We start from the raw sequence: 22719 nt of genomic DNA, 5'->3' as shown, positions 1-22719 counted from the left end.
GCGCTCAGCAGGACGGCGCCTGCCTGCCCTCCCTGAGGTCCTCGAGTGCGCTGAGCGCACCGTCGAGGTCGCCCACCTTGACGAGGTTGAGACCGTCCGGTGCGGCCGCGGCCGCTTCGGCGCAGTTGGCTTCCGGGACCAGGAAGGTCGTCGCGCCCGCTTCCTTCGCCGCCACCACCTTGAACGAGATGCCGCCGATCGGGCCCACCGCGCCCTTCTCGGTGATCTCGCCGGTGCCCGCGATGTGCTCGCCACCGACCAGTGAACCGGGCGTCAGCCGATCGGTGATCGCGAGGGCGAAGATGAGGCCCGCGGACGGTCCGCCGACGTCCTCGAGGGAGATGTCTATGTTGAACGGGACGTCGGCACGGTCGATCGGGACCAGGCCGATGAACCCCTGTTCCTGATCGGGGTCCTCGTGCTGGGCCAGCGTCACCGACTCGGTGCGCTCGGGCTGTCCATCGTGCTGGAACGTCAGCGAGATGGTCTCGCCAGGGCGGGTGCCCTCGAGAGCCGCGCGGACGTCCTCCTCCTTGGTGATCTTCTTCCCGTTGACCATCAGCAGCTCGTCACCCGCCGCGAGCACGTGGTCCGCCGGGCTGCCCGACACCACTTCCTTGGCGAGCACCTTCACCGGGTGGCCGAGCCTGCGCAGTGCGGCGACCTCGGCGTTGCTCTGCGAGTCCTGGAACTGTTTGACGTTCTCCCGCTTGACCTCTTCGTCGGTCTCCCCCGGCTTGAAGTAGTCCTCCCGCGGGGCGAGCGCGTACCGGCCGCTGGCCCACAGACCGAGTGCTCCGAACAGGGTGACCTCGTCGTTCAACGACACGGTCGTCATGCGGAGCTCGCCCTCGGTCGGATAGGTCTCCTCCCCAGCGACGTTGACCACGGGCTTTCCGTCGTCCAGCCCGATCGTGTCGTAGGTGGGACCGGGCCCGAGCGCCACGTACGGCACTTGGACGAAGGTTCCCAGCAGGGCGAAGGCGACTACGAGCACGCCGCTGACCACGAGGGTCCAGCCGCGCCTCGTCAGCCGTGTGCCACCGGAATCGTCGTCGGCGGTTTCGCCGGTACTGCTCGGCCGCACACTCACCGGCGGCGCCGGGAACCCGATCGAGGGCGTGCTTGCCTGCGTGTTTCCGTCGGCCTTGTCACGGGACTCGCTCACAGCGCAACAGCGTACGGTGACAGCGCAGGCCGGGCCGGGCAGCCCACGCCGTACGGCGCGGCCGCGAGTCGCGCCCGCGGTAACAATCAGGGTTCGGCTCAGGGCGAACCCCGGGCTGCGACGGCGACCTCCATCTGGCGTACCGCGTACGGTGGTGCTATGAGCGACCGGCACCGTGAACGAATGGGTATGGCACCGAGCGACGTGCAGCCCGCCGGCGAGTGAGGCAGAGATATGAGCGACCGGCGAGTGAGGCAAGAAGTATGAGCGACCGGCACCGTGAGCGAGTCGGGTACGGCACTGAGCGATGTGCAGCCCGCCGGCGAGTGAGGCAAGAAGTATGAGCAATCCCCCGTTCGGCTTCGGACCCCCCGATCCCGGCGACAGTGGCGGTAACGACCGCGACTCCGACAAGTCCTCGGGGTCCGGCGGTCAGCAGCCCCCTGGTGGTCCCGAGGCCTTCAACCAGCTTGGGCAGATGCTCAGCCAACTCGGGCAGATGCTCAGCCAGGCGGGTAGCTCGACCGGCCCGGTGAACTACGACCTGGCCAAGCAGATCGCGGAGCAGCGGCTGGCCGGCACGCGCGGCAGCTCACTGGGGTTCTCGTCGCAGGAGAAGTCCGGGGAGAGCGCGGTCCGCGACGCCGCTCACCTCGCCGAACTGTGGCTGGACGCGGCCACCATCCTGCCCGCGGGGGCGAACAACACCGTCGCGTGGACCGCACGGGACTGGGTGTCCAAGACCCTGCCGACCTGGCAGCGTCTCTGCGATCCGGTCGCCAAGCAGGTGTCCGGCGCCTGGGTGCAGGCCCTCCCCGAAGAGGCGAAGCAGGCCGCGGGCCCACTGCTGTCGATGGTGGGCCAGATGGGCGGCATGGCGTTCGGCTCGCAACTGGGCAACGCACTCGCCGAACTCGCTTCCGAGGTGCTCACCTCCTCCGAGGTCGGGCTTCCGCTGGGACCGGACAACACCTCTGCCCTGCTGCCGGCGAACATCGAGAAGTTCACCGAGGGGCTGGAGCGCCCCAGCAGCGAGGTCCTCGTCTTCATCGCCGCGCGCGAGGCAGCCCACCAGCGGCTGTTCGCCCATGTGCCGTGGTTGCGACAGCGACTGCTGGCCACGGTCGAGGAGTTCGCCAGCGGCATCAGTGTCGACACCTCAGCACTCGAGCAACTCGCGGGCCAGGTGGATCCCACCAACCCGGCCAGCATCGAGGAAGCGATGTCCTCCGGCCTGCTGGAGCCAAAGACGACTCCGGAGCAGCAGGTCGCGCTCACTCGACTGGAGACCCTGCTCGCACTGGTCGAGGGCTGGGTGGACGTGGTCGTGGCCGAGGCCGTCGGCGACCGGCTGCCGGGAGCCGACGCGCTGCGGGAAACCCTGCGCAGGCGCCGCGCCACCGGCGGGCCCGCCGAGCAGACGTTCGCCACTCTCGTCGGCCTGGAGCTGCGGCCCAGGCGCATGCGTGCGGCCTCGGCACTGTGGAAGCTCGTGGGCGATCGGCACGGCGCCGAGGTCCGGGACGGCATCTGGACACATCCCGACCTTCTGCCGACCGCCGAGGACCTCGACGACCCGATGGAGTTCGCCGACCGTCTCGGCGACGGCCCCGAGAGCGTGGAGACGTTCGACCCGATGGCCGAACTGGAGCGGACCGAGCGCGCCGAGCAGCAGTCCGGTGAGTCCGGCCCGCAGGAGAGCGGCGGCAGCAGCGAAGACAGCAACAGCGATGAGGACGACAAGGGCGACGCCAAGGGCTGAGCGGCCCCGCTGTTCGGCTGGCCTCGGCGGGCAAGTGCCCGCCGAGGCGCGCCGGGCGTGCTTTTCTCAGTCGAGGTCGTCGGCGTCGGTGATACCCAAGCCCGCCGCGGCGGACAGCCCCTCGAGGTAGCCGATCGCGCGCTCCGTCTTCGGGTAGTTGCCGACCAATCGCCAAAACCGTGCGTTGTGCCCTGCTTCGCGCAGGTGCGCGAGTTCGTGCACGAGCACGTAGTCGAGCACCCAGGCCGGCACCTCGCGCAGCCGCTCGCTCACCCGAATCGTGCGGTCGGCAGGCGTGCAGGAGGCCCACCGGGTGCGCATCGGCGGCACCCAGCGCACACTCGACGGTGCCACCGTGTCGTCGAGGTAGCGCGCGGAGAGGGTCGCGCACCTCGCCAGTAGCGCCGCGTCGGAACTGCGGGGCGCTGCTCGCTTGCTCTCACTTCGCAGCAGCTTGCGCTGCATTTCCGCAACCCAGTGCTGCTCCTCCTTCCTGGTCATCTTGGCTGGAATCATCACGACGAGTGTGTCGCCGTCGCGGTACGCGGTGACGGTGCGCCGCCTTCGTGCACTGCGCCGCACCTCGATCTTCGGTTGTGGGGAGCTCCCCGGACTGACTTGCTGATCCCGGTTCCTCAGTGAGGGCACCCGTGCTTCGGCCACCAGTCCACCGTAAGGGCAAGCACCGACAGCGCAATCGGCTCTCAGGGCGCATCCGCTGAGTTGTCCACAAGTATCGCGTCCTGTGGACAACTCAGCGGATTCTTAGCCGCTGGTTAGCGAGGGGTGGTCACAGTGTGCACATGGGCCAACACGCATCCGCAGGGATTTCCGTACAGCTTCCACACAGACCTCGGCTACTGCCAGGACTTGACGTGCTCGAACGTGCGGCCGACGAGATACAGATCGGCCTGGACCCACGCCACGCCGTCGTGGCACAGGGACTGCCACCGAACCTGATCGACCTGCTTCGCGGTTTGGACGGCAGCCGCAGCACTCGGACGCTGCTGGACGCCGCGGGAGCGGTGCACGGCGAACGGCTGCGGGAGATCCTCACCGGGTTGACCGAATGCGGACTGGTGGAGGAGGCATATCCGGCCGCCCGGCACCGCAAGGCAGCGGCCGAACCGGAACTGTGGTCGCTGCGGGCCGGGTTGAGCCGCTTCGACGCCGCGGTGCGGCGCGAGCAGTGCTGCGTTCTCGTGCACGGTGGAGGGCGGCTCGCCGTCGCGGTGAGCGTCCTGCTGGCAACAGCGGGCATCGGCCGCATCGACGTCAGGGCAGCGGGAACCGTGGGCAACGACGAGCTGGGTTCCGGATACCTGGACACCGACATCGGCCGGCCGAGGCGCCGGTCGATTCTCGAGGCCGTACTCAGGGCCAATCCAGACACCAGGGCGGGACGGTCCGTCGACCGACGGTCACCGGACCTCGTGCTGCTCACCGACGCCATCGTGCCCGCCCCTGAGGTCGTGCGTGGCCTGCTCGCCGACGGGCTGCCGCACCTTCCGGTGCAGGTGCGCGACGGGATCGGCATCGTGGGCCCACTGGTGTGGCCGGGACGCAGCAGTTGCCTGCGCTGTGCGGATCTGCATCGAACCGACCGGGACAGCTGCTGGCCGAGGATCGCCAGCCAGCTCGCAGGGCAGAGCAGACGGGCGGACCTGGGGGCCGTGCAGGCCACGGCCTCGCTGGCCGCAACGCAGGCTTTGCGTGTTCTCTGTCACAACGAGGGTATGCCGCCGGTGTGGAACTCGACGCTGGAAGTCGATTCCTACGAGGCCACCGTGTACCACCGTCCCTGGTTGCCGCACCCGGACTGCGGGTGTGGAGCGCCTGCGCCGGGCGCGCCGCGGCCCCGGTCAGCGATGGCGAGCCCGGGCTGATCCGCCTTACGGCTGCGCGAAATCCGTTCCGCAAGGCAGAATCGTGGGCGTGACCGAATCCCTCGACTCGACCGATGACCGTCCCGACGCCGCGATGCCGCGCAGGGCGGCGGTGCGCACCGCCAAACTCGCGAGCCTTCCGCTTGGCATCGCGGGCCGTGCCGTCGGCGGCTGGGGCAAGCGCTTGACCGGCCAGAGCGCCGAGGAGGTCAACGCAGCACTGTCCGCGAAGGCCGCGGAGCAACTGTTCGAGGTGCTCGGCACCCTCAAGGGCGGCGCGATGAAGTTCGGCCAGGCGCTGAGCGTGTTCGAGGCCGCAGTACCGGACGAGATGGCCGAGCCGTACCGGGAGGCACTGACGAAGCTGCAGGCCGCGGCCCCGCCGATGTCGGCCCGGCAGACCCATCGCGTGCTGGCCGAGCAACTCGGCCGCGGATGGCGGCAGCGGTTCGCCGAGTTCAGCGACGTACCCGCCGCCGCGGCCAGTATCGGCCAGGTGCACCACGCCGTCTGGCACGACGGTCGCGAGGTCGCGGTCAAGGTGCAGTACCCCGGCGCAGACGAGGCGCTGCGCAGTGATCTGCGGCAACTGCAGCGCTTCGCCCGCCTGTTCCAGGCACTGGCCCCGGGCACCGAGGTCAAACCGCTGCTCGCCGAACTGGCCGACCGTATGGACGAAGAGCTGGACTACCGCGCCGAAGCGGACAACCAGCGCGAGTTCGCGGCGGCCTTCGCCGGGGACGACCAGGTGCTGATACCTCCCGTGGTGGCCAGCGCGCCCAGGGTCATCGTCACCGAGTGGGTCACCGGCACGCCGTTCGCGAAGATCATCGCCGACGGGACCACCGAGCAGCGCGACCGGGCGGGCCACCTGCTCGCCGAGTTCCACTACTCGTCCCCCGCCCGCGCGCGGCTCCTTCACTCCGACCCGCACCCCGGCAACTTCATGCTGCTCGAGGACGGCAGGCTGTGTGTGATCGACTTCGGGGCGGTCGCCCGCCTGCCGGAGGGTGCACCACCGCAGCTCGGCGCGATCATGCGCCTCGCACTCGAGGGCAGGTCGACCGAACTGCTGGATGCCCTGCGAGACGAAGGTTTCGTCCGGCCGGGCACGGTACTCGACGCCGAGGATGTCCAGGCCTACCTCGCGCCGCTGGTGGCCCCGTTGACCCGCGAGCGATTCCATTTCACCCGGCGTTGGGCGCAGCAGCAGGCCCTCCGGATGGGAGACACCCGTGGGCAGGACTTCCGCACGGGCCGGTCGCTCAATCTGCCGCCCAACTGGCTGCTGATCCACCGGGTGACCGCGGGTGCAGTCGGCATCCTGTGCCAGTTGGACGCCGAACTCGAATTGCGTGCCATCGTGGAGCACTGGCAGCCAGGGTTCGCCGCAGGGTGACAGTCCACAGGTGAGCCCTCTCGTGGCGCACGGGTTCCGCTCGCACCCGCCATTTGTCCACAGGCCGTGATTTCCCGTTCCGGATCCACATCGGCTGCGGCACGCTCGGAACATGACCAGTTCAGCTCTCGCGGCCTGCAGCGACACCACCTGTGCCGGTTCCGGCCTGCTCCACCTCCGCCACGGCATCGCCACGGTCGCCCAGCTCAAAGCCTCCGGGATGTCCATCAAGACGATCGCCTCCCGGTGCAGGCCCGGCGGGCCATGGCGCCGGCTCTCCCTTGGGGTTGTCCTGCTCGGCCTCGGCGAACCGACGCGACACCAGTTGTTGAGCGCTGCCGTGGCGGGGCTGGGCAGGAATGTCGCCATCACCGGTATCGACGCCCTGCGCGCCCAGGGCGCGAGCCTGCCTCCGCCGCGAACCGTGCACATTCTCATCCCCGCGGGCAGACGGATACGGCCACCGGAGTTCGTCCTCGTCGAACGGACCGCACGAGTACCCGATCCGGTGTTCGTCGAAGAGTTGCCCTGCGCGCCGGTCACCCGCGCCGCGATCGACGCCGCGCGCAGGGAGCACGACCCGGAACGGCTGCGCGACCTGCTCACCGTCCCTGTCTACGAAGGGTTGTGCACGCCCCGCCAGCTGCACGCCGAACTGGCATCGGGCAATCAGCGGGGAAGTTCCGCCGTTCGCGCCGAGCTACGGAAGTTGACCGGGGGCTGGGACACATTCCTGCTCGGTGTCGCGAGGCGCGTGAGCGCCGAGGCTCCCCTGCCCCCGCCGCAGTGGGACGTCACCGTACGCGACCGCAGGGGAAAACCGATCGGAACCGTCGACGCCTGGTGGGACGAGGCCGGTCTGGGCTGGCAGTTCAGCCCGCGCTACGAGGAGAACTCAGGCCAGGGACGGATGGTCCGCCTCGCACTGACCGCCGCGGGCGTCGTGCTGGTCCGCACCCCCGCCGATCGGCTGTACCACGACAGACAGGAGGTCATTCGGGAACTCGTCCGCGCGTTTCGCCATGCGGCGTTGTGCCCTCGCCCCAAGGTCGAGACCACGAGAGCGGTGCCGGGACACTAGGCCGCCAACCCTGATCTCGCCGGGCAAGGCGCCGTTCGGTCCTCGCCTCACCGTTCCAGATCGCAGCAGGTGAAGGTCGTGCGTTATGGCATCTCGGCCGCTCTCGCGCGGTTCAAGGCACTCGGTGAAGACACCGGCGGGTTGTTCGCTGTCGCCGAGCAATCTTGCTGTGAGGGCGCCAGCCGGATCAGGATCAGCCCCAGTACTCGGTGGGCAGCTTCCCTTCGATATCGCGCACGTGCGCCCGTGCACAGTCCGGGCAGAGCCAACGGAGCACGCCGTGGTCCCACTCGGCTGCCCAAGCCAGATTCCGCGCCGGATCCCCGTCCGGATCCCGCAGTCGGCCACAGCGGGCGCAACTCACCACTCCGTCTCCGGTCACCGGCGCCACCCACAGTGGACAGTCGAGGCGGAGAGCAGGTGGACGTCGGCCCGGTGGCCGAGATAGTCCGCGCTGTTCGGATCGACCAGCGACTGCACGGCCGCGTGGTCGCCAGCCGTGAGCTTGTCCCCAGCAGTCTCGGCCAGCCAGGTGACTCGCTCCACTGCGAAGTCCGAGACCAGTTGCGCAGCCGGGGCCGGGTGATCCACGAGATAACTGAAGGAGCTGATCCCGGAAAGCCCGGCCTTGCCCAGAGCCGCACCCCAGCCGTAGGGCATTCGGACGACGTCTTTCATGCCCGCGCGCAGCTCACCGAACCAGGCTTCGCGTACGGATATCAGCCGGGCTTCCAGGCCCGGCTCGCCCACTCCCAGGTCCCACGGCAGGCACCGTGCCGCCAACCCGCCTTCGGCGACCGCGAGCAGGCCGCCATGGCGTAGCGCAGCCGCCAGACTGCCCACCGCTTTCTGCTGATCGGGGAGGTGATGCACCACCGAGGACGCCCAGACCAGATCGGCTTCCGGCAGCAGAGCCGGTAGGTCGGAGCGCCCGGCATCGGCGAGGACCGTACGCACCCGCACGGGAGCGACAACCGGTGCGTCCACCGAATCGGCGTCAGCCACGGTGGCGTCGGAAGCGCTGCGGGCGGCCTCGGACGCCGCGTGTAGCAGTTCCGCGACAGCGTCAAGGAGCACGAGGGTGCCCCCTCCTCGACAGGCGAGGGCAGAAGCCAGCGCCCTGCTCATGCCGCCGGAACCGCATCCGACGTCGACCACTGTGGCCTGTGCGGGGAGGTCGCGGACGAGTCGTTCGGCCACATCCCGAAGGGCCTTTTCGAACAGGGCGTCCGCCCGGCGCATCGAGGGCAGCTTGGCCGCCCAGTTCAAGTCGTCGTGGGTATGCGCGGACATGACCGCCATCTAAACACGAACGAACGTGAGAAGAGCGGGACGAGCGCCGGTCGCACCGGCACCCGTCCCGCTCCCGCTATTCGACCGCGAAAAGCCGCCCGCTTAGGCGTTTTTCTAGGAGGATCGGGCCGAAGCCCTGTTGCGCCGTGGCTTTCGTCCCTGCCATCGGCCGAACCGCCGCACACCCTGGGTAGGGTTGAGATGGCCACCCAGGGCTTCCTCGAGATCGCGTATTCGGGCTCTGGCCAGTTCTTCGTACATCAACATTTCCAGGATCTCCTTGACGTTCTTCGGAGCGTCGTTCGGTGTGCTCGGCATCCGCTCCGCAGCGCTGCCTGCCATCAACGTGCGCTGTTTCGAGGTGCTGATGCTCGTGCTCATGCCGTCTCGACCTGCCTCACTTCGTTCGGCGTGCAAGGCATTCGCCCCTCACCGCTTGTTACCTTCATCGCGCGCTGCATAGGTTTGCTCATGCCGCAACGCTCCTGTTGCGATCAGCTGCCGGCTTGTGCTCGACAACGGCGTTCTTGCGAGGCCGCCCCCGCGGCCTCTTCCGCGCGACGACGGCGCCGCGCTCGAAAATCTCGCCACCCCATACGCCCCAGGGCTCACGCCGTGCGAGAGCACCTGCCAGGCAGGCTGCCCGTACCGGGCAGTCGGCGCAGAAACCCTTGGCCCGCTCCAGTTCTGCGGGAGATTCGGCGAACCACAGGTCCGCGTCACCCGAACGGCAGGGCAGGTCCAGGTCGGGCGAGGACACCGTGTCGAGCAGGTCCCCAATGCCATGGTCGACGAGTTCGTCGGATAACGCCTTCTCTGACGCGAAGGCGATTGCCGAAGACATTCTCGTTCTCCTTTGTGTCGTGTTTGTACTGCTGACTGACGAGGCCGGCTGGACAAAAAGGTGGTCTGAACAGCACAAAGGCCGCGGATCCGGTCTACGGTTCCGCGGCCTTTGTGAGCCTGTTCTCCTGACGGAGCGTCAGGGACTTCGCTCATGTGCAGACGACGGAGCAGAGACCTGCTTGTAGATCGGCAGATCGACGGTCACCGGGACGAACGCGAGGCGCTGCGCGATGGAGATGCGCTCAGCCTTGGCGTCGGCTCCAGCGAGTGCCTGGACGAGGTCATTACGCACACGAGCGGTGCGAGAGCTCATCTCATGCCACGGCTGGGTGCCCCAGGACATGCCGGACTCCCGGCGAGCGGTCAAGCGCGTGTTGGCGGCGCAGGACAGCCTGGTGCCAGGAGTGCCGATCAGTTCGAAGATCTTCATCTCGCTGCCACCTCCTCACGCTGTCCGGACGGCTCGCCATGGTGCTCGTCGGCGAAACATGCGTGGTTGCTTCCACCCAGTACATGCAGGCTATTGCTCTTCGGCGTACGGGGGCAACCGATTTTCCAGAAATCTCCAAAGATCTCCGGAAACACCCCTGAACAGGGGATATACCTGGCAACTCGTGCCGGCCCGGCTACCGACCGCGACAGTCGTCTCAGCTCGCTCCGCGCACCACGGCGAGGACCTCGGCGCCGAAGCGGTCGAGTTTTCCCGCCCCGATGCCGGAGATCGCGACGAGTGCGCTGTGATCCACCGGGCGCTGCTCGGCGATCGCGACGAGTGTCGCGTCGGTGAAGACAACATAGGCGGGGACCTTCAGCTCCCTGGCTCGCTCCACGCGCCAGTCCTTGAGCCTGGCCAGCAGTTCCTCGTCCAGATCGGACGGACATGAACCGCAGCGGCCCAGCTTTATCTCCATCGTCGCCATCAGTGGGCCACCACACACCCGGCACTTGGCCTTGCCGGCCGCGGACTTCGGCTGCGGCCGCGCCACCCGCGCCGCCGGATGCTCCTCGGGAAGCAGCCCATACAGGAACCGGCTACGCCTGCGATTGCGCCGGCCACCAGGATGCCGGGACAGCGCCCAGCTGAGCGAGAGGTGCTCCCGTGCGCGGGTCACCCCGACGTAGAACAGCCTGCGCTCCTCCTCGACCGCACGCTCGTCGCCGTCGGCGTGCTGGATCGGCATGGTGCCCTCGGCGAGCCCCACCAGGAACACCGCGTCCCACTCCAGGCCTTTCGCGGCGTGCAGCGATGCCAGGGTCACGCCCTCCACGGTGGGCGGATGCTGTGCCGACGCCCGCTGTTCAAGTTCGGCGACATAGGTGCGCAAGGTGGCCCCCTCGACCGTGCGCTGGAGCTCCTCCGCCAACTCGACGAGCGCGAGCAGCGCGTCCCAGCGCTCCTTGGCCGCCCCTCCCTGCGGCGGCTGCTCGGTCAGGCCGACCGCGGCGAGCACCCTGCGGACCAGATCGGCGAGTTCACCCTCCGGTGAACTCGCCGCGGCCTGGCGCAACGCGATCACCGCCTGACGCACCTCGCGGCGATCGAAGAAGCGCTGCCCGCCCCGGACGAGATACGGGATGCCCAGCTCGGCGAGCGCCTGTTCGTACGCCTCGGACTGGGCGTTGACGCGGTAGAGGATCGCGATCTCACTGGCGGGCACTCCGGAGTCGAGGAGTTCCCTGATCCGAGCGGCAGCGGCCGCGGCCTCGGCAGGCTCGTCGTCGTACTCGCCGAACCGCGGCGCAGGCCCGTCAGGGCGCTGACCGATCAGCCGTAGCCGGGATCCGGCCGGCCTGCCTCGCGCCGCGCCGATGACCCGGTTGGCCAGGTCCACGATCTGCGGAGTCGAGCGGTAGTCCCGCTCCAACCGCACGACGGCCGCCTCGGGAAACCGTCTGGTGAACTCGAGCAGCGGCTTCGGCGACGCCCCGCCGAAGGAGTAGATGGTCTGGTTCGCGTCCCCCACGACCGTCAGGTCGTCCCGGCCACCGACCCAGGCGTCCAGCAGTCGCTGCTGCAGCGGAGTGACGTCCTGGTACTCGTCGACCACGAAGCAGCGGTACCGGTCCCGGAACTCGTTCGCCACCGTTCCGTGCTCCTCCAGAGCAGCGGTGGTGTGCAGCAGCAGGTCGTCGAAGTCCAGCTGGGACGCCGCGGTCTTCAGCTGCTCGTACATCCGGTACACCTCGGCGACCCTCGCGGGGGATTCCGGGATGTCCCGCTGCAACCTGCTCGCCACCGCCGGGTAGTCCTCGGGGCTGATCAGCGAGGCCTTGGCCCACTCGATCTCCCCGGCCAGATCGCGCAGTACCTCGGGCTCCGTGCCCGCGCCGACGCGGTTGGCGGCCTGCCCGACCATGCGCAACTTGCCCTCGAGCAGATCCCACTGCTGGTCACCGACCACGCGTGGCCAGAAGTAGCGCAGCTGACGCAGCGCCGCGGCGTGAAAGGTCCGCGCCTGTGCCCCTTCGACGCCGAGCGCACGCAGCCTCGACCGCATCTCCCCCGCGGCCCGCGCGGTGAACGTCACCGCCAGCACCTGCCCCGCCGCCACGTGCCCGGATCGAACCAGGTGCGCGATGCGGTGGGTGATCGTGCGGGTCTTGCCCGTGCCGGCGCCGGCCAGCACGCAGACCGGCCCCCGCGGCGCGACGGCCGCGGCCCGCTGCTCAGGATCGAGACCATCGAGCAGGTCATCGGCCTTCGCGGGAGCTTTCGACGACGTCAGAGACGTCTCGGACGCAGCGCTACCCAAGGAAGACACGGCCCGCATCCTCGCAGAGGGGGCCGACAGGTCACCGCTTGCCCACCCGGCCGTATCCTGGACCGTATGGCGGGTAAGCAGGACAAGGCTGCGAAGAAGGAAGCGAAGAAGGCGAAGCGCGCTGCCAGCAAGGCGAGGCGCGGGCAGATCTTCGAAGCCTTCAAGATGCAGCGCAAGGAAGACAAGGCGCTCATCCCCTGGATGCTGGGTGCGGTGCTGGTGGTCACGGCTGCCGTGTTCGGCATCGGGCTGCTGCTGGGCATCGAGTGGGCGCTGCTTCCTGTGGGCATCATGCTCGGCGTGCTCGCGGCCGTGATCATCTTCGGCAGGCGCGTGCAGAAAACCGTCTACTCGAAGGCCGACGGCCAGCCGGGTGCCGCCGCCTGGGCGCTGGACAATCTGCGGGGCCGCTGGAGGGTGACCCAGACCGTCGCCGCGACCACGCAACTGGACGCCGTGCACCGGGTGCTCGGTGGTCCCGGTGTCATCCTCGTGGCCGAGGGAGCGCCGCACCGGGTGAAGGGCCTGCTCGCGCAGGAGAAGAAGCGCGTGGCACGACTGGTCGGCGAGACACCGATCTACGATGTCGTGATCGGGCACGAGGACGGCCAGGTTCCGCTGCGCAAACTGCAGCGACACCTGATGAAGCTCCCTCGCAACCTCAAGCCCGCGCAGGTCGACGCGCTCGAGGCGAAGCTGGCCGCGCTGAGCACTCGGGGGGCCGCGATGCCCAAGGGACCGATGCCGCAGGGCGCCAAGATGCGCAACGTGCAGCGCACGATCCGGCGCCGCTGACTCCGTACAACGGGGTCAGGACTCGCCTGCGCGGGGACGGTGCTCAGCGCAGGCGGACCACGACCGTGCCGGTCAGCCGGTCGTGCCAGCCACGGGCGTCCGGATTGCGCACTGCGGCGGGGATGATCAGGAACGTCAGTGCGCCCCGCACCACCGCACGCCACAGCCCGACAGAGGACGCGCCGTCCAGCCTGCCCACCCGGATGCCGAGCGCGAGCATCCCTGGGGTGAGGCCGAAGAACGCGACCGGCACGATCGTGATCAGGGCCCACACGGCACCGGCCCACAGGTTGAACCCCTGCATGACTGCGGGGTCGCTGAAGTCGGGCCGAATGAACAAGGTGGTCAGCAGGGACGCCATGGCCAGGTCTATCGCCAAGGCCAGGAAGCGGCGACCACCGCCTGCCGCGGAGCCGACACCTTCCTTGGGCAACCCTAGTCGCTCGCCGGGCCAGCGCGGGAGCTCGGATTCATCTATTCTCCGAGAAGCCGCGGGTGCGGAGAGCCATTCACCGGTCCATCTCGCCACCCGTCCAGGGTATTCCGCTCACCCGTGGGCCGTTCGCCCTGGTCGGGATTCCGGTATTCGCCAACCCGTTAACACTGGCGAAACATTCGGGTGACTGTCGGGCAACACCGCGCTCTTAGCGTGAGCCGAAGAGAGTACCCCCCGCGGGCAACGAACACGAAGGAGCTACAGAGGGTGTCCACTACTCCAGACGATATCCAGCGCCTCATCGCCGACGAGAACATCGAGTTCGTCGACATCAGGTTCTGTGACCTGCCGGGTGTGATGCAGCACTTCACCGTCCCCGCAAAGGCGTTCGACCGCGAGGCCATGGAAGAAGGGCTCGCGTTCGACGGCTCCTCCGTGCGTGGCTTCCAGTCGATCCACGAGTCCGACATGCTGCTGCTGCCGGACCTCGCCACGGCGACGATCGACCCGTATCGCGACCACAAGACGTTGATCGTCAACTTCTTCGTGCACGATCCGTTCACCCGTGAGGCCTACAGCCGCGACCCGCGCAACATCGCTCGCAAGGCGGAGCAGTTCATCGCCGAGTCCGGTGTCGCCGACGCGGTGTTCTTCGGCGCTGAAGCCGAGTTCTACGTGTTCGACTCGATCAGGTTCGACTCCGCCGAGCACGGCTCGTTCCACGAGATCGACTCGGTCGAGGGCTGGTGGAACACCGGCGCCGACGAAGAGGGTGGCAACAAGGGGTACAAGACCCGTTTCAAGGGCGGCTACTTCCCCGTGCCCCCGGTCGACCACCTCGCCGACCTGCGCGACGAGATCGTGACCCAGCTGTCCGCGTCGGGCTTCGAGGTCGAGCGCGCCCACCACGAGGTCGGCACCGCAGGTCAGACGGAGATCAACTACAAGTTCAACACGCTGCTGCACGCTGCCGACGACCTGCAGCTCTTCAAGTACATCGTGAAGAACACGGCGTGGAAGGCGGGCAAGACCGCCACCTTCATGCCGAAGCCGCTCTTCGGTGACAACGGTTCCGGAATGCACGCACACCAGTCGCTCTGGAAGGACGGCCAGCCGCTCTTCCACGACGAGTCGGGTTACGCGGGCCTTTCGGACACCGCTCGCCACTACATCGGTGGCCTGCTGCACCACGCGCCGAGCCTGCTGGCGTTCACCAACCCGACGGTGAACTCCTACCACCGCCTGGTGCCCGGTTTCGAGGCCCCGGTCAGCCTGGTCTACTCGCAGCGCAACCGCTCGGCCTGCGTCCGCATCCCGATCACCGGCAACAACCCGAAGGCCAAGCGGGCCGAGTTCCGTTGCCCGGACCCGTCGGGGAACCCGTACCTGGCGTTCGCGGCGATGATGATGGCCGGGCTCGACGGCATCAAGAACAAGATCGAGCCGCCCGCCCCCATCGACAAGGACCTCTACGAGCTCCCGCCGGAGGAGGCCAAGGACGTCAAGCTCGTGCCGGGTGACCTCGGCACCGTGCTGGACAACCTCGAGCGCGATCACGACTACCTGCTCGAGGGCGGTGTCTTCACGCCGGACGTCATCGAGACCTGGATCGCCTTCAAGCGCGAGCACGAGATCGACCCGCTGCGCCTGCGCCCGCACCCGTACGAGTTCGCGCTTTACTACGACGTGTGATCGGGATCGAGGGCTGACCAGAGCCCGATCGCCAGAACGGCGACTGACCTGCACAAACACTGCTCAGTGCTGTGCATGGTCAGTCGCCGTTCCGCGTTCTCAGGTGCCACCGATACGACAGCGGCAAGAGTGTTCAGGAGCCGGAGGCCCGGCTCAGCACTTCACGGGCCGTACGGACAACCGCAGGGTCCAGCAGCCGGCCGTCGGTATCCACGGCCAGGCCGGAGTCCGCGTGGTCCAGCCGCTCGATGGCGCGACGAGCGGCAGCCACCTCATCAGGTGTGGGCGTGAACACCGCGTTGATGGTGTCCACCTGAGCCGGTGTGATCGCGGTCCGGGCGCGGAAGCCCTGCCGGAGCAGGAGCCGGGTGGAATCGGCCAGCCGGGTCAGATCACGAACCGAGGTGTCGACAGGCCCAACGGGGGCACAAGTCCGGCGTCGGCGGAAGCGACAACGACCTGCGAACGGAGAGGCCACAATTCCACCCGATCCGGGCCGGGACGCAGCCCCAGTTCACCTGCCAGATCGGCCTCGTCCAGGCCGAGGCGGACCACGCGGGCGGACTCCGCGACCGCGTCCAATCGGCGCATACCCCGAGCGGTTTCGATGATCGCCAGAATCGGCAGGTCCGGATGCGCCGCAAGGAGCGCGTCCACCTCAGCGAGCAACTCCGGTTCCGCCTTGGGCACTACGACCCCGGCCAGCCCGGGGCGACCGAGGATGGCGTCCAGGTCCAGTGATGCCGTTTCGGAGTTGATCCGGACCCACGCCTTCCCCGTACGGAGGTAGGCGCACGCCGCCGCCCGCGCGTCCGATTTGCGCGACGGGGCGACGGCGTCCTCCAGGTCGACGATCAAGGCGTCGGCGCCTCGGCGAGCGGCGCCGGCCAGCTTCTCGGGCTGGTCCCCTGGGACGTAGAGGTAGCTGCGGGCAGTCATGCGCCGGTGGGTCGCTTCTGGTAGCGGCCGATCGGGTCGCCAACGACCTTGCCGGTATCGAGGACCCGGTGCCCGCGAACGAAGGTGTCCGTGACGGCCGCGGTCATCGCGAAACCTTCGAACGGGGTGTACTCCTGCGTGGACTCCGAATCCGCCGCCCGGACCGTCCACTCGGTATCCGCGTCGACAAGGGCGAAATCGGCATCGAACCCGGCCTCGATCGCCCCCTTGGTGCGGAGGCCGAAACGGGTGGCAGGGTTCCAGGCGGTCAGTTTGGCGATCTCACCAAGGGGAAGGCCGCGCCGCGTGCCTTCGGTGATCAGGCCGGCAAGCAGATATTCGGCACCGCCGAAGCCGGACTTGGCGACGAACACGTCCTCCCGAGGGTCACCGAACTTCTGCTCGTCACGGCAGCAGGCGTGGTCGCTGACCACCCAGTCGACCTCGCCGGCCAGCACGTGCTCCCACAACGCTTCGACATCCTCGCGGGGACGCAGTGGCGGATTGACCTTTCCGCCGATCCCCGACGCGGTGTCGATGTCGGCCAGCAGATGTCCCACCGTCACCTCACGCCGAAAGCGGATGTGCGGGAACGCCTGGGCCATCCGCAGCGCCGCGTCCATGATCTCGGCGGTCTCACAGTGCAGCGACAGCGAGATCTCGTCCGCGAGATCGGGAAACTGCTCGCGGGCGGCCTGAATGCCGCGCATGACGAACTCGAAGTGTGCGTAGTCATAACGCTCGCCCTCGGGGATCATCAGGAACGAGTTCTGGTCTGTCGACCGCCCGTGCAGTCCGTGGCTGCCGTAGAACATGAACACCTTGAATGAGGTGACCCCGTGGTCGCGGACCAGCGCCGGAATTTCCTCGATGTGCCTACGCATCATCGGGGCCAGGTGGTAGGCGTAGTCCACGTAGGACTTTCCTTCGGTGGCGGAAAGCACCTCCGGGAACACATCGGCGTAGTCGCCGCCCCGGTTCAGGTAGTACTGCCCGGTGCGCATGTAGTTCAGTGCGGTGGTGACGCCGCCCTGGGCACATGCCCGGCTCTCTGTTCCCGCGTCCTGTTCAGTTCCGTCAATGGGCGGCACGGCGGCACCGAGCTGTCCGGCCCGGCCTACGCGGTGGCCAAGGCCGGGCTCATCGGGCTGACCCGGCATCTGGCGAAGCACCAGGCACACCGCCGAATCCGGGTCAACTGCGTGGCACCCGGCCCGGTGGCGACCACGATGATCGATCGCCTGACCGAGGACGAGCTCACCGCGCTGCGCGCCACCATTCCGCTCGACCACATCGCGACCCCGGCCGAGATCGCCGAGACGGTCGGCTGGCTCTGCTCAGCCGGCGCGGCGTCGATCACCGGTGCCACCGTCGACGTCAACGGCGGAATGTGGATGGGCTGAGCTACTTCGGTGGCTGTGGCCGCGCTTGCTGTGGACGTGCTCCGTTTCGGCGAGCGTCCGTTCAGGTCGCGCCGAGCATCGCGACGTCGACCCCGGCCTTTTTGATCCTGTCCAGGGGGTCCGCGACAAGCTTGCGGCGTTCGAGGTCCATCAGTCCGAGCGTGCAGGTGATCTCCGCCGCCGTGGTGCCGTCGGACTTGTAGATCATCGAGTCCATCCGGAACGTCTTGCCCTCGCCGAACTTCGACTCGCAGGTGACGTCGACGACGTCACCTGCCCGCAACTCCCTGCGGAAGCTGATGTGCGACTCGAGCAGGACCGCGGCCAGGCGTTCCTCCCGCATGCCGCTGGTGAGCAGCCCGGCCTGCTCCATCAACTCCAGGCGCGCCACCTCGCCGTACGAGTGGTACACGGCGTGGTTGAGATGCCCTAACGTGTCCAGCTCGTAGTGGCGGACTTTGATCTGTACCCGGAATGGTTCGCGCTCGGTCACGCAGTCACTGTAAATCTCCGTACCGACAGCGCGTGCCGATGGTGACCGAGCAGGCAGTTTCTCCCGCGCGAGCAGGACCGGACTCAGTCCTCGTAGAAGAGGCGTTCGACGATGGCGTGCGCCCGCCGGGTCGTGCGGCGGTACTGGTCGAGGAACTCGCCGGGGTCCTCATCGGCCGGGTAACCGAGGACACGGGCCACGGCGGCCAGTTCCCGCCCCGATCCCGGGAGCTGATCGACCGGCTTTCCGCGGACCAGCATGCCCGCGTTGCGGGCCCTTGTCGCCAGCATCCAGGCGTCGACCAGTGCCTCGGCATCCTCGGACTCGACCAGCCCCGCCTCGGCCATGGCACGCAGCGCGCCAGGGGTCGACGTGGTCCGCAACCCCGGCACCTCGTGCGCGTACCGCAGCTGCCACAACTGGGCGGTCCATTCGACGTCGGCCAGCCCGCCGCGGCCCAGCTTCGTGTGCGTCGTGCGGTCGGCTCCCTTCGGCATCCGCTCGGTGTCCACTCTGGCCTTGATCCGCCGGACCTCCCTGATCCGCACCGGGTCGAGGCCCCCCTCCGGGTACCGGAACGGGTTCACCGCCTCGATGAACCGCTCCCCCAGCTCGGGATCTCCCGCTACCGGCCGGGCGCGAAGCAGCGCCTGTGCCTCCCACACCTCGGACCAGCGTTCGTAGTACGCCCGGTAGGAGGCGAGCGTCCGCACGAGCGCGCCGTTGCGGCCTTCCGGCCGAAGATTGGTGTCCACCTCGAGCGGCGGATCCTGACTGGGCGCCCCGAGTGCCTTGCGCACGGTCTCGGCGACCGAGGACGCGAACCGGACGGCCTCGGCATCAGTGGCGCCCTCGGCTGGCTCACAGACGAACAGCACGTCAGCGTCCGAGGAGTAGCCGAGTTCGGCGCCGCCGAGCCTGCCCATCCCGATCACGGCGATGGTGGCCAGCTCGCTGCCCAGTTCCGCCTTGCGCACCCGCACGGCCGCCGCCAGCGCGGCTTCCAGCACGGCGCTCCACACCGAGGAGAGGGCCGCGCACACCGAGGGCACGTCGAGCAGGTCCAGCAGATCCGCGGCCGCGACCCGAAGCATCTCGTGCCTGCGCAGGGAACGGGCGATGGTGACAGCGGCTTCGAGACCGGGCTGTCTGCGCGCCGCTGCGCGCAGGGACGTCGCGACCTCCGCCGGTGACCGGCCCGCCAGCCGGTTGGGGTCGCTGAGCAGCTGCAACACCTCGGGCGCGCGGACCAGCAGGTCGGGCACCAGCTTCGAGGTGCCGAGCAGCAGGGCGACCCGCTCCACGACAGCCGACTCGTCGCGCAGCACCCGTAAATACCAGGGCGTCTCCGCGAGGGCCTCGGACACCCGCCGGTACGCGAGCAGCCCCCCGTCGGGATCCGGGGTGTCCGCCAGCAGATCGAGCAGTACCGGCAGCAGCGCATGCTGGATCGCGGCACGCCGGGAAACCCCCGACGTCAGCGCTTGGATGTGCTGCAGCGCCCCGTCGGGTGCGGCGTAGCCGAGCGCAGCCAGCCTGCTCGCGGCCTGCTGGGTCGTCAGCCGCAACGCGGCGGTCGGCACGCGTGCCACCGAGTCGAGCAGTGGGCGGTAGAACAGCTTCTCGTGCAATCGCCGGATCCGCTGTACGTGTCTGCGGAACGCGGTGATCAGGGCCTCGCCCTCGGACCTGCCGCGTACCGGGCGCAGTCCGCACGCCCGCGCCAGCCAGCGCAGTTCCGCGGTCTCGGAATCGTCGGGAAACAAGTGGGTGCGGCGCAGCCTGCGCAGCTGGAGCCGGTGCTCGACGGTGCGGAGGAACTCGTAGGACTCCTCCAGCTCGGCGGCGTCGGAACGGCCGACATAGCCACCCGACCCGAGCGCGGACAGCGCCTCCATCGTGGATGCCGAGCGCAGGTCCGCGTCCACCCTGCCGTGCACCATCTGCAGCAGTTGCACGGCGAACTCGACATCGCGCAGGCCGCCCCTGCCCAGTTTGAGTTCACGGTCGACGAGCTCGCTCGGTACGTGCCGCTCGACTCTTCGCCGCATGCGCTGCACGTCGGTGACGAAGTTGTCCCGTTCCGATGCCGACCAGACCAGCGGCGCGACCAGCTCGGCGTAGCGCTGCCCTAGGTCGGGATCACCCGCCACGGGGCGCGCCTTGAGCAGGGCCTGGAACTCCCAGGTGCTGGCCCACTTCTTGTAGTACGTCTCGTGGCCCTCCAGCGTCCGCACCAGCGCGCCGGCCTTGCCCTCGGGTCGCAACGCGGCGTCGACCTCGAAACACGCCTTGCCGACGGTGCGCATCATCGTGGTGGCCAACCTGGTGGCGACCTGGAGGTCGCCCTCCGCCGCGAAGATCACGTCGACGTCGCTGACGTAGTTGAGTTCCCTGCCGCCGCATTTGCCCATGGCGATCACGGCCAGCTGGGCCGCTTCGGCGTTGTCCACCTCCCCCACAGCCACGTCCAGTCCGGCACGTAGGGCGGCCTCGGCGAGCGTGGTGAGCAGGGCGGCGATCCTGGTGTAGTCCGGCTGCTCCAGTTCCCGCTCCACCAGGTGACCGAGGTCCGCGGCCGCGACCTCCAGCAGCAGGCCGCGATAGCCGACACGGAGGGCCTGCTCGGCCGCCGCGCCGCTGAGCACACCCTCGTCGTCCCGGACGGCCGCGCCGAGGGTGGTCGCGTAGTCCTCTTGTCTCGTCAGGCCGGCGCCCACGACCCTGCGCCATTGGGCCGGGTTCCCGGCGAGGAAGTCCGAAAGCGCGGTGGACGAGCCGAGCACGGACAGCAGCCTGCCCCGCAGCACGGCGTTGGTGCGAAGCTCCTCGGCCAGCTCGGGCCAGCCGGATTCGTCCGCCTCCCGGACGCGGTCGACTCCCCGCAGCGCGAGATCCGGATCAGGGCTGCGGGCGAAGGCGGTGAGCAGCGCGTCGCTGCCCGGCAGGGGTCCCGATTCGCTCCACCACCCGGCATCGCGCAGGAGTTGCTCGGCGCGGTCGTCGGTGAAACCGAACCGCGCCGCCGACGCGGTCGCCCGAGCTCGTTCTGCCATCGCGTCTTACCGTAGTCCGCAGCCTCAGCGGACCATGCGAGACATCACCGGCGATACACCGCACGTATCCTGGTGGGCGTGAACGGCGTGCGCCTGCTGGTGATCCAGCCCGACGAATCCGACCCGATCGGCCCCCTCGGCGACTGGCTGTCCGAGGCGGGCGCCGAACTGGACGTGCGGCTACCGCCCATGGACACCCTGCCGGACGGCATCGAGGGGTACCAGGGCGTGGTGTGCCTCGGTGGTGGCATGAACGCCGAGGAGGACCGCGCCCATCCCTGGCTCGCCGCGGTGCGCGGGCTCCTGGCCACAGCGGCAGGCAACGCGATCCCGACCCTCGGGGTGTGCCTCGGCGCGCAACTGCTTGCCGTCGCGACGGGTGGCGTGGTCGGACGGGGCAAGCAGGGACCGGAGGTCGGGCCCGCGCTGGTGTCGAAGAAGGACGTCGCGTGGATGGACCCGCTCTTCGCCGACCTTCCCCTGGTTCAGGATGTGCTGCAGTTCCACCAGGATGTGATCGAGCGACTGCCGGCGGGAGCCGACCTCCTGGCCTCCGCCCCTGGCTACGCGAACCAGGCGTTCCGTCTGAATCGCTGCGTCTACGGCATCCAGTTCCACATCGAGACGACACCTGACGTGGTTCGCAGGTGGGCCGCGGACTCCCCGGAGCTGGCCGAGTACGCCCGGCCAGGTGGGTTGAACGACGACACGCTCGCGACCGCGCACGCAGACATCGCGGAAACCTGGCGGCCGTTCGCGCACAGGTTCGTCGAACTGGCGGCAGGCCGGATCGCGCCCGCACAGAAGCCACGCAGCACGCTGCCCCTGGCCTGAGCAGCTCACCCGGGCAGCTGCACCGGCCAGCGACGGACCGCGAGGCGCCAGAGGAAGAACGCACCGGCGAGCAGCCACAGAATTCCCGCAGTGCCGTCCTCCACATTGCCCCGCGGACCACCTCTATGCGCGGTCAGCGAAACGACATACGAAATCAGCACAGTGGCGAAGAAGGCAGCGAACATCAGGCCGACGCCGACGCCGATACGCGACGCGAGCCTCGCCTCGACGGCGCCCGCGGCGTAGACCCCCAACGCGAGCGGGCCGGCAATGATCCCCCAGCCGCCGATCTCCGCCAGTTCAGGCACGTACCCGACAGGGCCCAAGTACAGAATCATTCTCACCGCGAGCGTGATCCCGCCGAGCACCGCGATCACAGACAGGACACCGAGCGCCACCCGACTCAACTTTTCCATTGCCTCAGCGTAGGAACACGGCCGGGACGGCGCCCGGCCATGGCCGCAAGTTGCCGCAAATTCGGGTGGCGGGGTGGAAATGCGCGGAGCCCCGGGAGAAGGTGTGCTTCTCGACCGGGGCTCCGGGCATTCTTCAAAGGGTGTTCGGCGACGTCCTACTCTCCCACAGCCCTTCGGCTGCAGTACCATCGGCGCTGCCAGGCTTAGCTTCCGGGTTCGGAATGGGACCGGGCGTTTCCCTGGCGCTATGATCACCGTAACTCTGTGAAACAACCAACCACCTGTCCACCGGCCGGACCGGTGGTGGTGTGGTGTTTCAGAGCTGTAGAGCGGATGCGTAGCATGTTTGTGGGCAAGTCCTCGGCCTATTAGTACCAGTCAACTCAAAACACATTACTGTGCGTCCATTTCTGGCCTATCAACCCAATGGTCTGTTGGGGGCCTTAACCCACAAAGGG

The 22719-nt window shown here is 68.6% G+C and carries 23 protein-coding genes and 2 rRNA genes; 8 read left to right on the top strand and 17 right to left on the bottom strand.

Translation table 11 applies throughout. The annotated features are described in order from the left end of the window. Window positions 1–4: 4 nt before the first annotated feature. Entirely contained in the window at window positions 5–1168 is a 1164-nt protein-coding gene (locus tag BM199_RS29585) for a YlbL family protein (protein ID WP_342741744.1), read from the bottom strand. A 340-nt stretch (window positions 1169–1508) separates the two neighbouring features. Between BM199_RS29585 and BM199_RS29580 the strand changes: the two genes are divergently transcribed. Next, window positions 1509–2930, top strand: a complete 1422-nt coding sequence (locus BM199_RS29580) for a zinc-dependent metalloprotease (protein WP_091678527.1) — start codon at window positions 1509–1511, stop codon at window positions 2928–2930. Between the two features lie 66 nt (window positions 2931–2996). Here the strand turns inward: BM199_RS29580 and BM199_RS29575 are convergent, their stop codons facing one another. Beyond that, window positions 2997–3518, bottom strand: coding sequence for a M48 metallopeptidase family protein (locus tag BM199_RS29575; RefSeq protein WP_425425614.1), 522 nt, complete (start codon window positions 3516–3518; stop codon window positions 2997–2999). A 215-nt stretch (window positions 3519–3733) separates the two neighbouring features. On the opposite strand from BM199_RS29575, the gene BM199_RS29570 reads away from it, so the two are divergent. From BM199_RS29570 to BM199_RS29560, 3 genes are all read left to right on the top strand, one after another. Continuing rightward, window positions 3734–4816: a TOMM precursor leader peptide-binding protein gene (locus BM199_RS29570; RefSeq protein WP_091678525.1), complete on the top strand. Its 1083-nt coding sequence runs from the start codon at window positions 3734–3736 to the stop codon at window positions 4814–4816. A gap of 49 nt (window positions 4817–4865) precedes the next feature. Continuing rightward, window positions 4866–6215 carry an ABC1 kinase family protein gene (locus BM199_RS29565; protein ID WP_091678651.1) on the top strand — a complete coding sequence of 450 codons (1350 nt, stop codon included), beginning with the start codon at window positions 4866–4868 and terminating at the stop codon, window positions 6213–6215. A 112-nt stretch (window positions 6216–6327) separates the two neighbouring features. Then, window positions 6328–7296, top strand: a complete 969-nt coding sequence (locus tag BM199_RS29560) for a hypothetical protein (RefSeq protein WP_245788893.1) — start codon at window positions 6328–6330, stop codon at window positions 7294–7296. Between the two features lie 193 nt (window positions 7297–7489). On the opposite strand, the gene BM199_RS29555 is transcribed toward BM199_RS29560, so the two are convergent. The 6 genes from BM199_RS29555 to BM199_RS29530 all read right to left on the bottom strand — a co-directional run bounded on the left by BM199_RS29555 (window position 7490) and on the right by BM199_RS29530 (window position 12161). Beyond that, a complete protein-coding gene (locus BM199_RS29555; RefSeq protein WP_091678644.1) occupies window positions 7490–7678 on the bottom strand; it encodes a hypothetical protein in 189 nt (62 codons plus the stop codon). Continuing rightward, window positions 7675–8589, bottom strand: coding sequence for a class I SAM-dependent methyltransferase (locus BM199_RS29550; RefSeq protein ID WP_091678642.1), 915 nt, complete (start codon window positions 8587–8589; stop codon window positions 7675–7677). Before BM199_RS29550 ends, BM199_RS29555 begins: the two co-directional genes overlap by 4 nt. Window positions 8590–8703: 114 nt before the next feature. Continuing rightward, the gene (locus tag BM199_RS29545; RefSeq protein WP_091678522.1) at window positions 8704–8970 is read right to left on the bottom strand and encodes a hypothetical protein; all 267 of its coding nucleotides are present in this window, start codon (window positions 8968–8970) and stop codon (window positions 8704–8706) included. 88 nt (window positions 8971–9058) lie between these two features. Further along, the gene (locus tag BM199_RS29540; RefSeq protein ID WP_091678519.1) at window positions 9059–9433 is read right to left on the bottom strand and encodes a WhiB family transcriptional regulator; all 375 of its coding nucleotides are present in this window, start codon (window positions 9431–9433) and stop codon (window positions 9059–9061) included. A 138-nt stretch (window positions 9434–9571) separates the two neighbouring features. After that, complete coding sequence (locus tag BM199_RS29535; protein WP_091678517.1) at window positions 9572–9865, bottom strand: hypothetical protein; 294 nt, start codon at window positions 9863–9865, stop codon at window positions 9572–9574. Window positions 9866–10082: 217 nt separating this feature from the next. Continuing rightward, the gene (locus BM199_RS29530) at window positions 10083–12161 is read right to left on the bottom strand and encodes an ATP-dependent DNA helicase UvrD2 (protein ID WP_245788903.1); all 2079 of its coding nucleotides are present in this window, start codon (window positions 12159–12161) and stop codon (window positions 10083–10085) included. A gap of 102 nt (window positions 12162–12263) precedes the next feature. On the opposite strand from BM199_RS29530, the gene BM199_RS29525 reads away from it, so the two are divergent. Continuing rightward, on the top strand, window positions 12264–12992 hold the full coding sequence (locus BM199_RS29525) for a DUF4191 domain-containing protein (RefSeq protein WP_091678510.1): 729 nt from the start codon (window positions 12264–12266) through the stop codon (window positions 12990–12992). A 43-nt stretch (window positions 12993–13035) separates the two neighbouring features. Here the strand turns inward: BM199_RS29525 and BM199_RS29520 are convergent, their stop codons facing one another. Continuing rightward, the gene (locus tag BM199_RS29520) at window positions 13036–13521 is read right to left on the bottom strand and encodes an RDD family protein (RefSeq protein ID WP_091678507.1); all 486 of its coding nucleotides are present in this window, start codon (window positions 13519–13521) and stop codon (window positions 13036–13038) included. Window positions 13522–13695: 174 nt separating this feature from the next. Between BM199_RS29520 and glnA the strand changes: the two genes are divergently transcribed. Further along, window positions 13696–15120 carry a type I glutamate--ammonia ligase gene (gene glnA, locus BM199_RS29515; RefSeq protein WP_091678504.1) on the top strand — a complete coding sequence of 475 codons (1425 nt, stop codon included), beginning with the start codon at window positions 13696–13698 and terminating at the stop codon, window positions 15118–15120. A gap of 133 nt (window positions 15121–15253) precedes the next feature. On the opposite strand, the gene BM199_RS34305 is transcribed toward glnA, so the two are convergent. From BM199_RS34305 to BM199_RS29505, 3 genes are all read right to left on the bottom strand, one after another. Next, on the bottom strand, window positions 15254–15433 hold the full coding sequence (locus BM199_RS34305; protein ID WP_218160466.1) for a hypothetical protein: 180 nt from the start codon (window positions 15431–15433) through the stop codon (window positions 15254–15256). A 74-nt stretch (window positions 15434–15507) separates the two neighbouring features. Next, window positions 15508–16059: an HpcH/HpaI aldolase/citrate lyase family protein gene (locus BM199_RS29510; protein WP_218160465.1), complete on the bottom strand. Its 552-nt coding sequence runs from the start codon at window positions 16057–16059 to the stop codon at window positions 15508–15510. After that, window positions 16056–17150 carry a dihydroorotase gene (locus BM199_RS29505; protein WP_245788891.1) on the bottom strand — a complete coding sequence of 365 codons (1095 nt, stop codon included), beginning with the start codon at window positions 17148–17150 and terminating at the stop codon, window positions 16056–16058. The genes BM199_RS29510 and BM199_RS29505 overlap by 4 nt, the downstream gene beginning before the upstream one ends. On the opposite strand from BM199_RS29505, the gene BM199_RS29500 reads away from it, so the two are divergent. Next, window positions 17049–17462 carry an SDR family oxidoreductase gene (locus BM199_RS29500; RefSeq protein WP_245788901.1) on the top strand — a complete coding sequence of 138 codons (414 nt, stop codon included), beginning with the start codon at window positions 17049–17051 and terminating at the stop codon, window positions 17460–17462. The two genes, BM199_RS29505 and BM199_RS29500, sit on opposite strands and share 102 nt — an antisense overlap. Window positions 17463–17523: 61 nt before the next feature. Here the strand turns inward: BM199_RS29500 and BM199_RS29495 are convergent, their stop codons facing one another. Next, window positions 17524–17955: an acyl-CoA thioesterase gene (locus tag BM199_RS29495; RefSeq protein ID WP_091678498.1), complete on the bottom strand. Its 432-nt coding sequence runs from the start codon at window positions 17953–17955 to the stop codon at window positions 17524–17526. A gap of 83 nt (window positions 17956–18038) precedes the next feature. Further along, entirely contained in the window at window positions 18039–21011 is a 2973-nt protein-coding gene (locus BM199_RS29490) for a bifunctional [glutamine synthetase] adenylyltransferase/[glutamine synthetase]-adenylyl-L-tyrosine phosphorylase (protein ID WP_091678495.1), read from the bottom strand. 78 nt (window positions 21012–21089) lie between these two features. On the opposite strand from BM199_RS29490, the gene BM199_RS29485 reads away from it, so the two are divergent. After that, on the top strand, window positions 21090–21845 hold the full coding sequence (locus BM199_RS29485; protein WP_091678638.1) for a type 1 glutamine amidotransferase: 756 nt from the start codon (window positions 21090–21092) through the stop codon (window positions 21843–21845). Window positions 21846–21850: 5 nt separating this feature from the next. Here BM199_RS29485 and BM199_RS29480 read toward each other — a convergent pair whose 3' ends face one another. The 3 genes from BM199_RS29480 to BM199_RS29470 form a co-directional block, all read right to left on the bottom strand. After that, window positions 21851–22261, bottom strand: a complete 411-nt coding sequence (locus tag BM199_RS29480) for a hypothetical protein (protein ID WP_091678492.1) — start codon at window positions 22259–22261, stop codon at window positions 21851–21853. A gap of 142 nt (window positions 22262–22403) precedes the next feature. Beyond that, window positions 22404–22520 (bottom strand): 5S ribosomal RNA (rrf, locus tag BM199_RS29475). Between the two features lie 89 nt (window positions 22521–22609). Continuing rightward, window positions 22610–22719, bottom strand: a 23S ribosomal RNA gene (locus tag BM199_RS29470); the annotation flags it as partial.

Source organism: Amycolatopsis marina (genome assembly GCF_900111885.1).
Taxonomy (GTDB): domain Bacteria; phylum Actinomycetota; class Actinomycetes; order Mycobacteriales; family Pseudonocardiaceae; genus Amycolatopsis; species Amycolatopsis marina.
The sequence above is the reverse complement of the archived record's forward strand: the minus strand, read 5'-3'. Positions and strand labels throughout refer to the sequence as shown.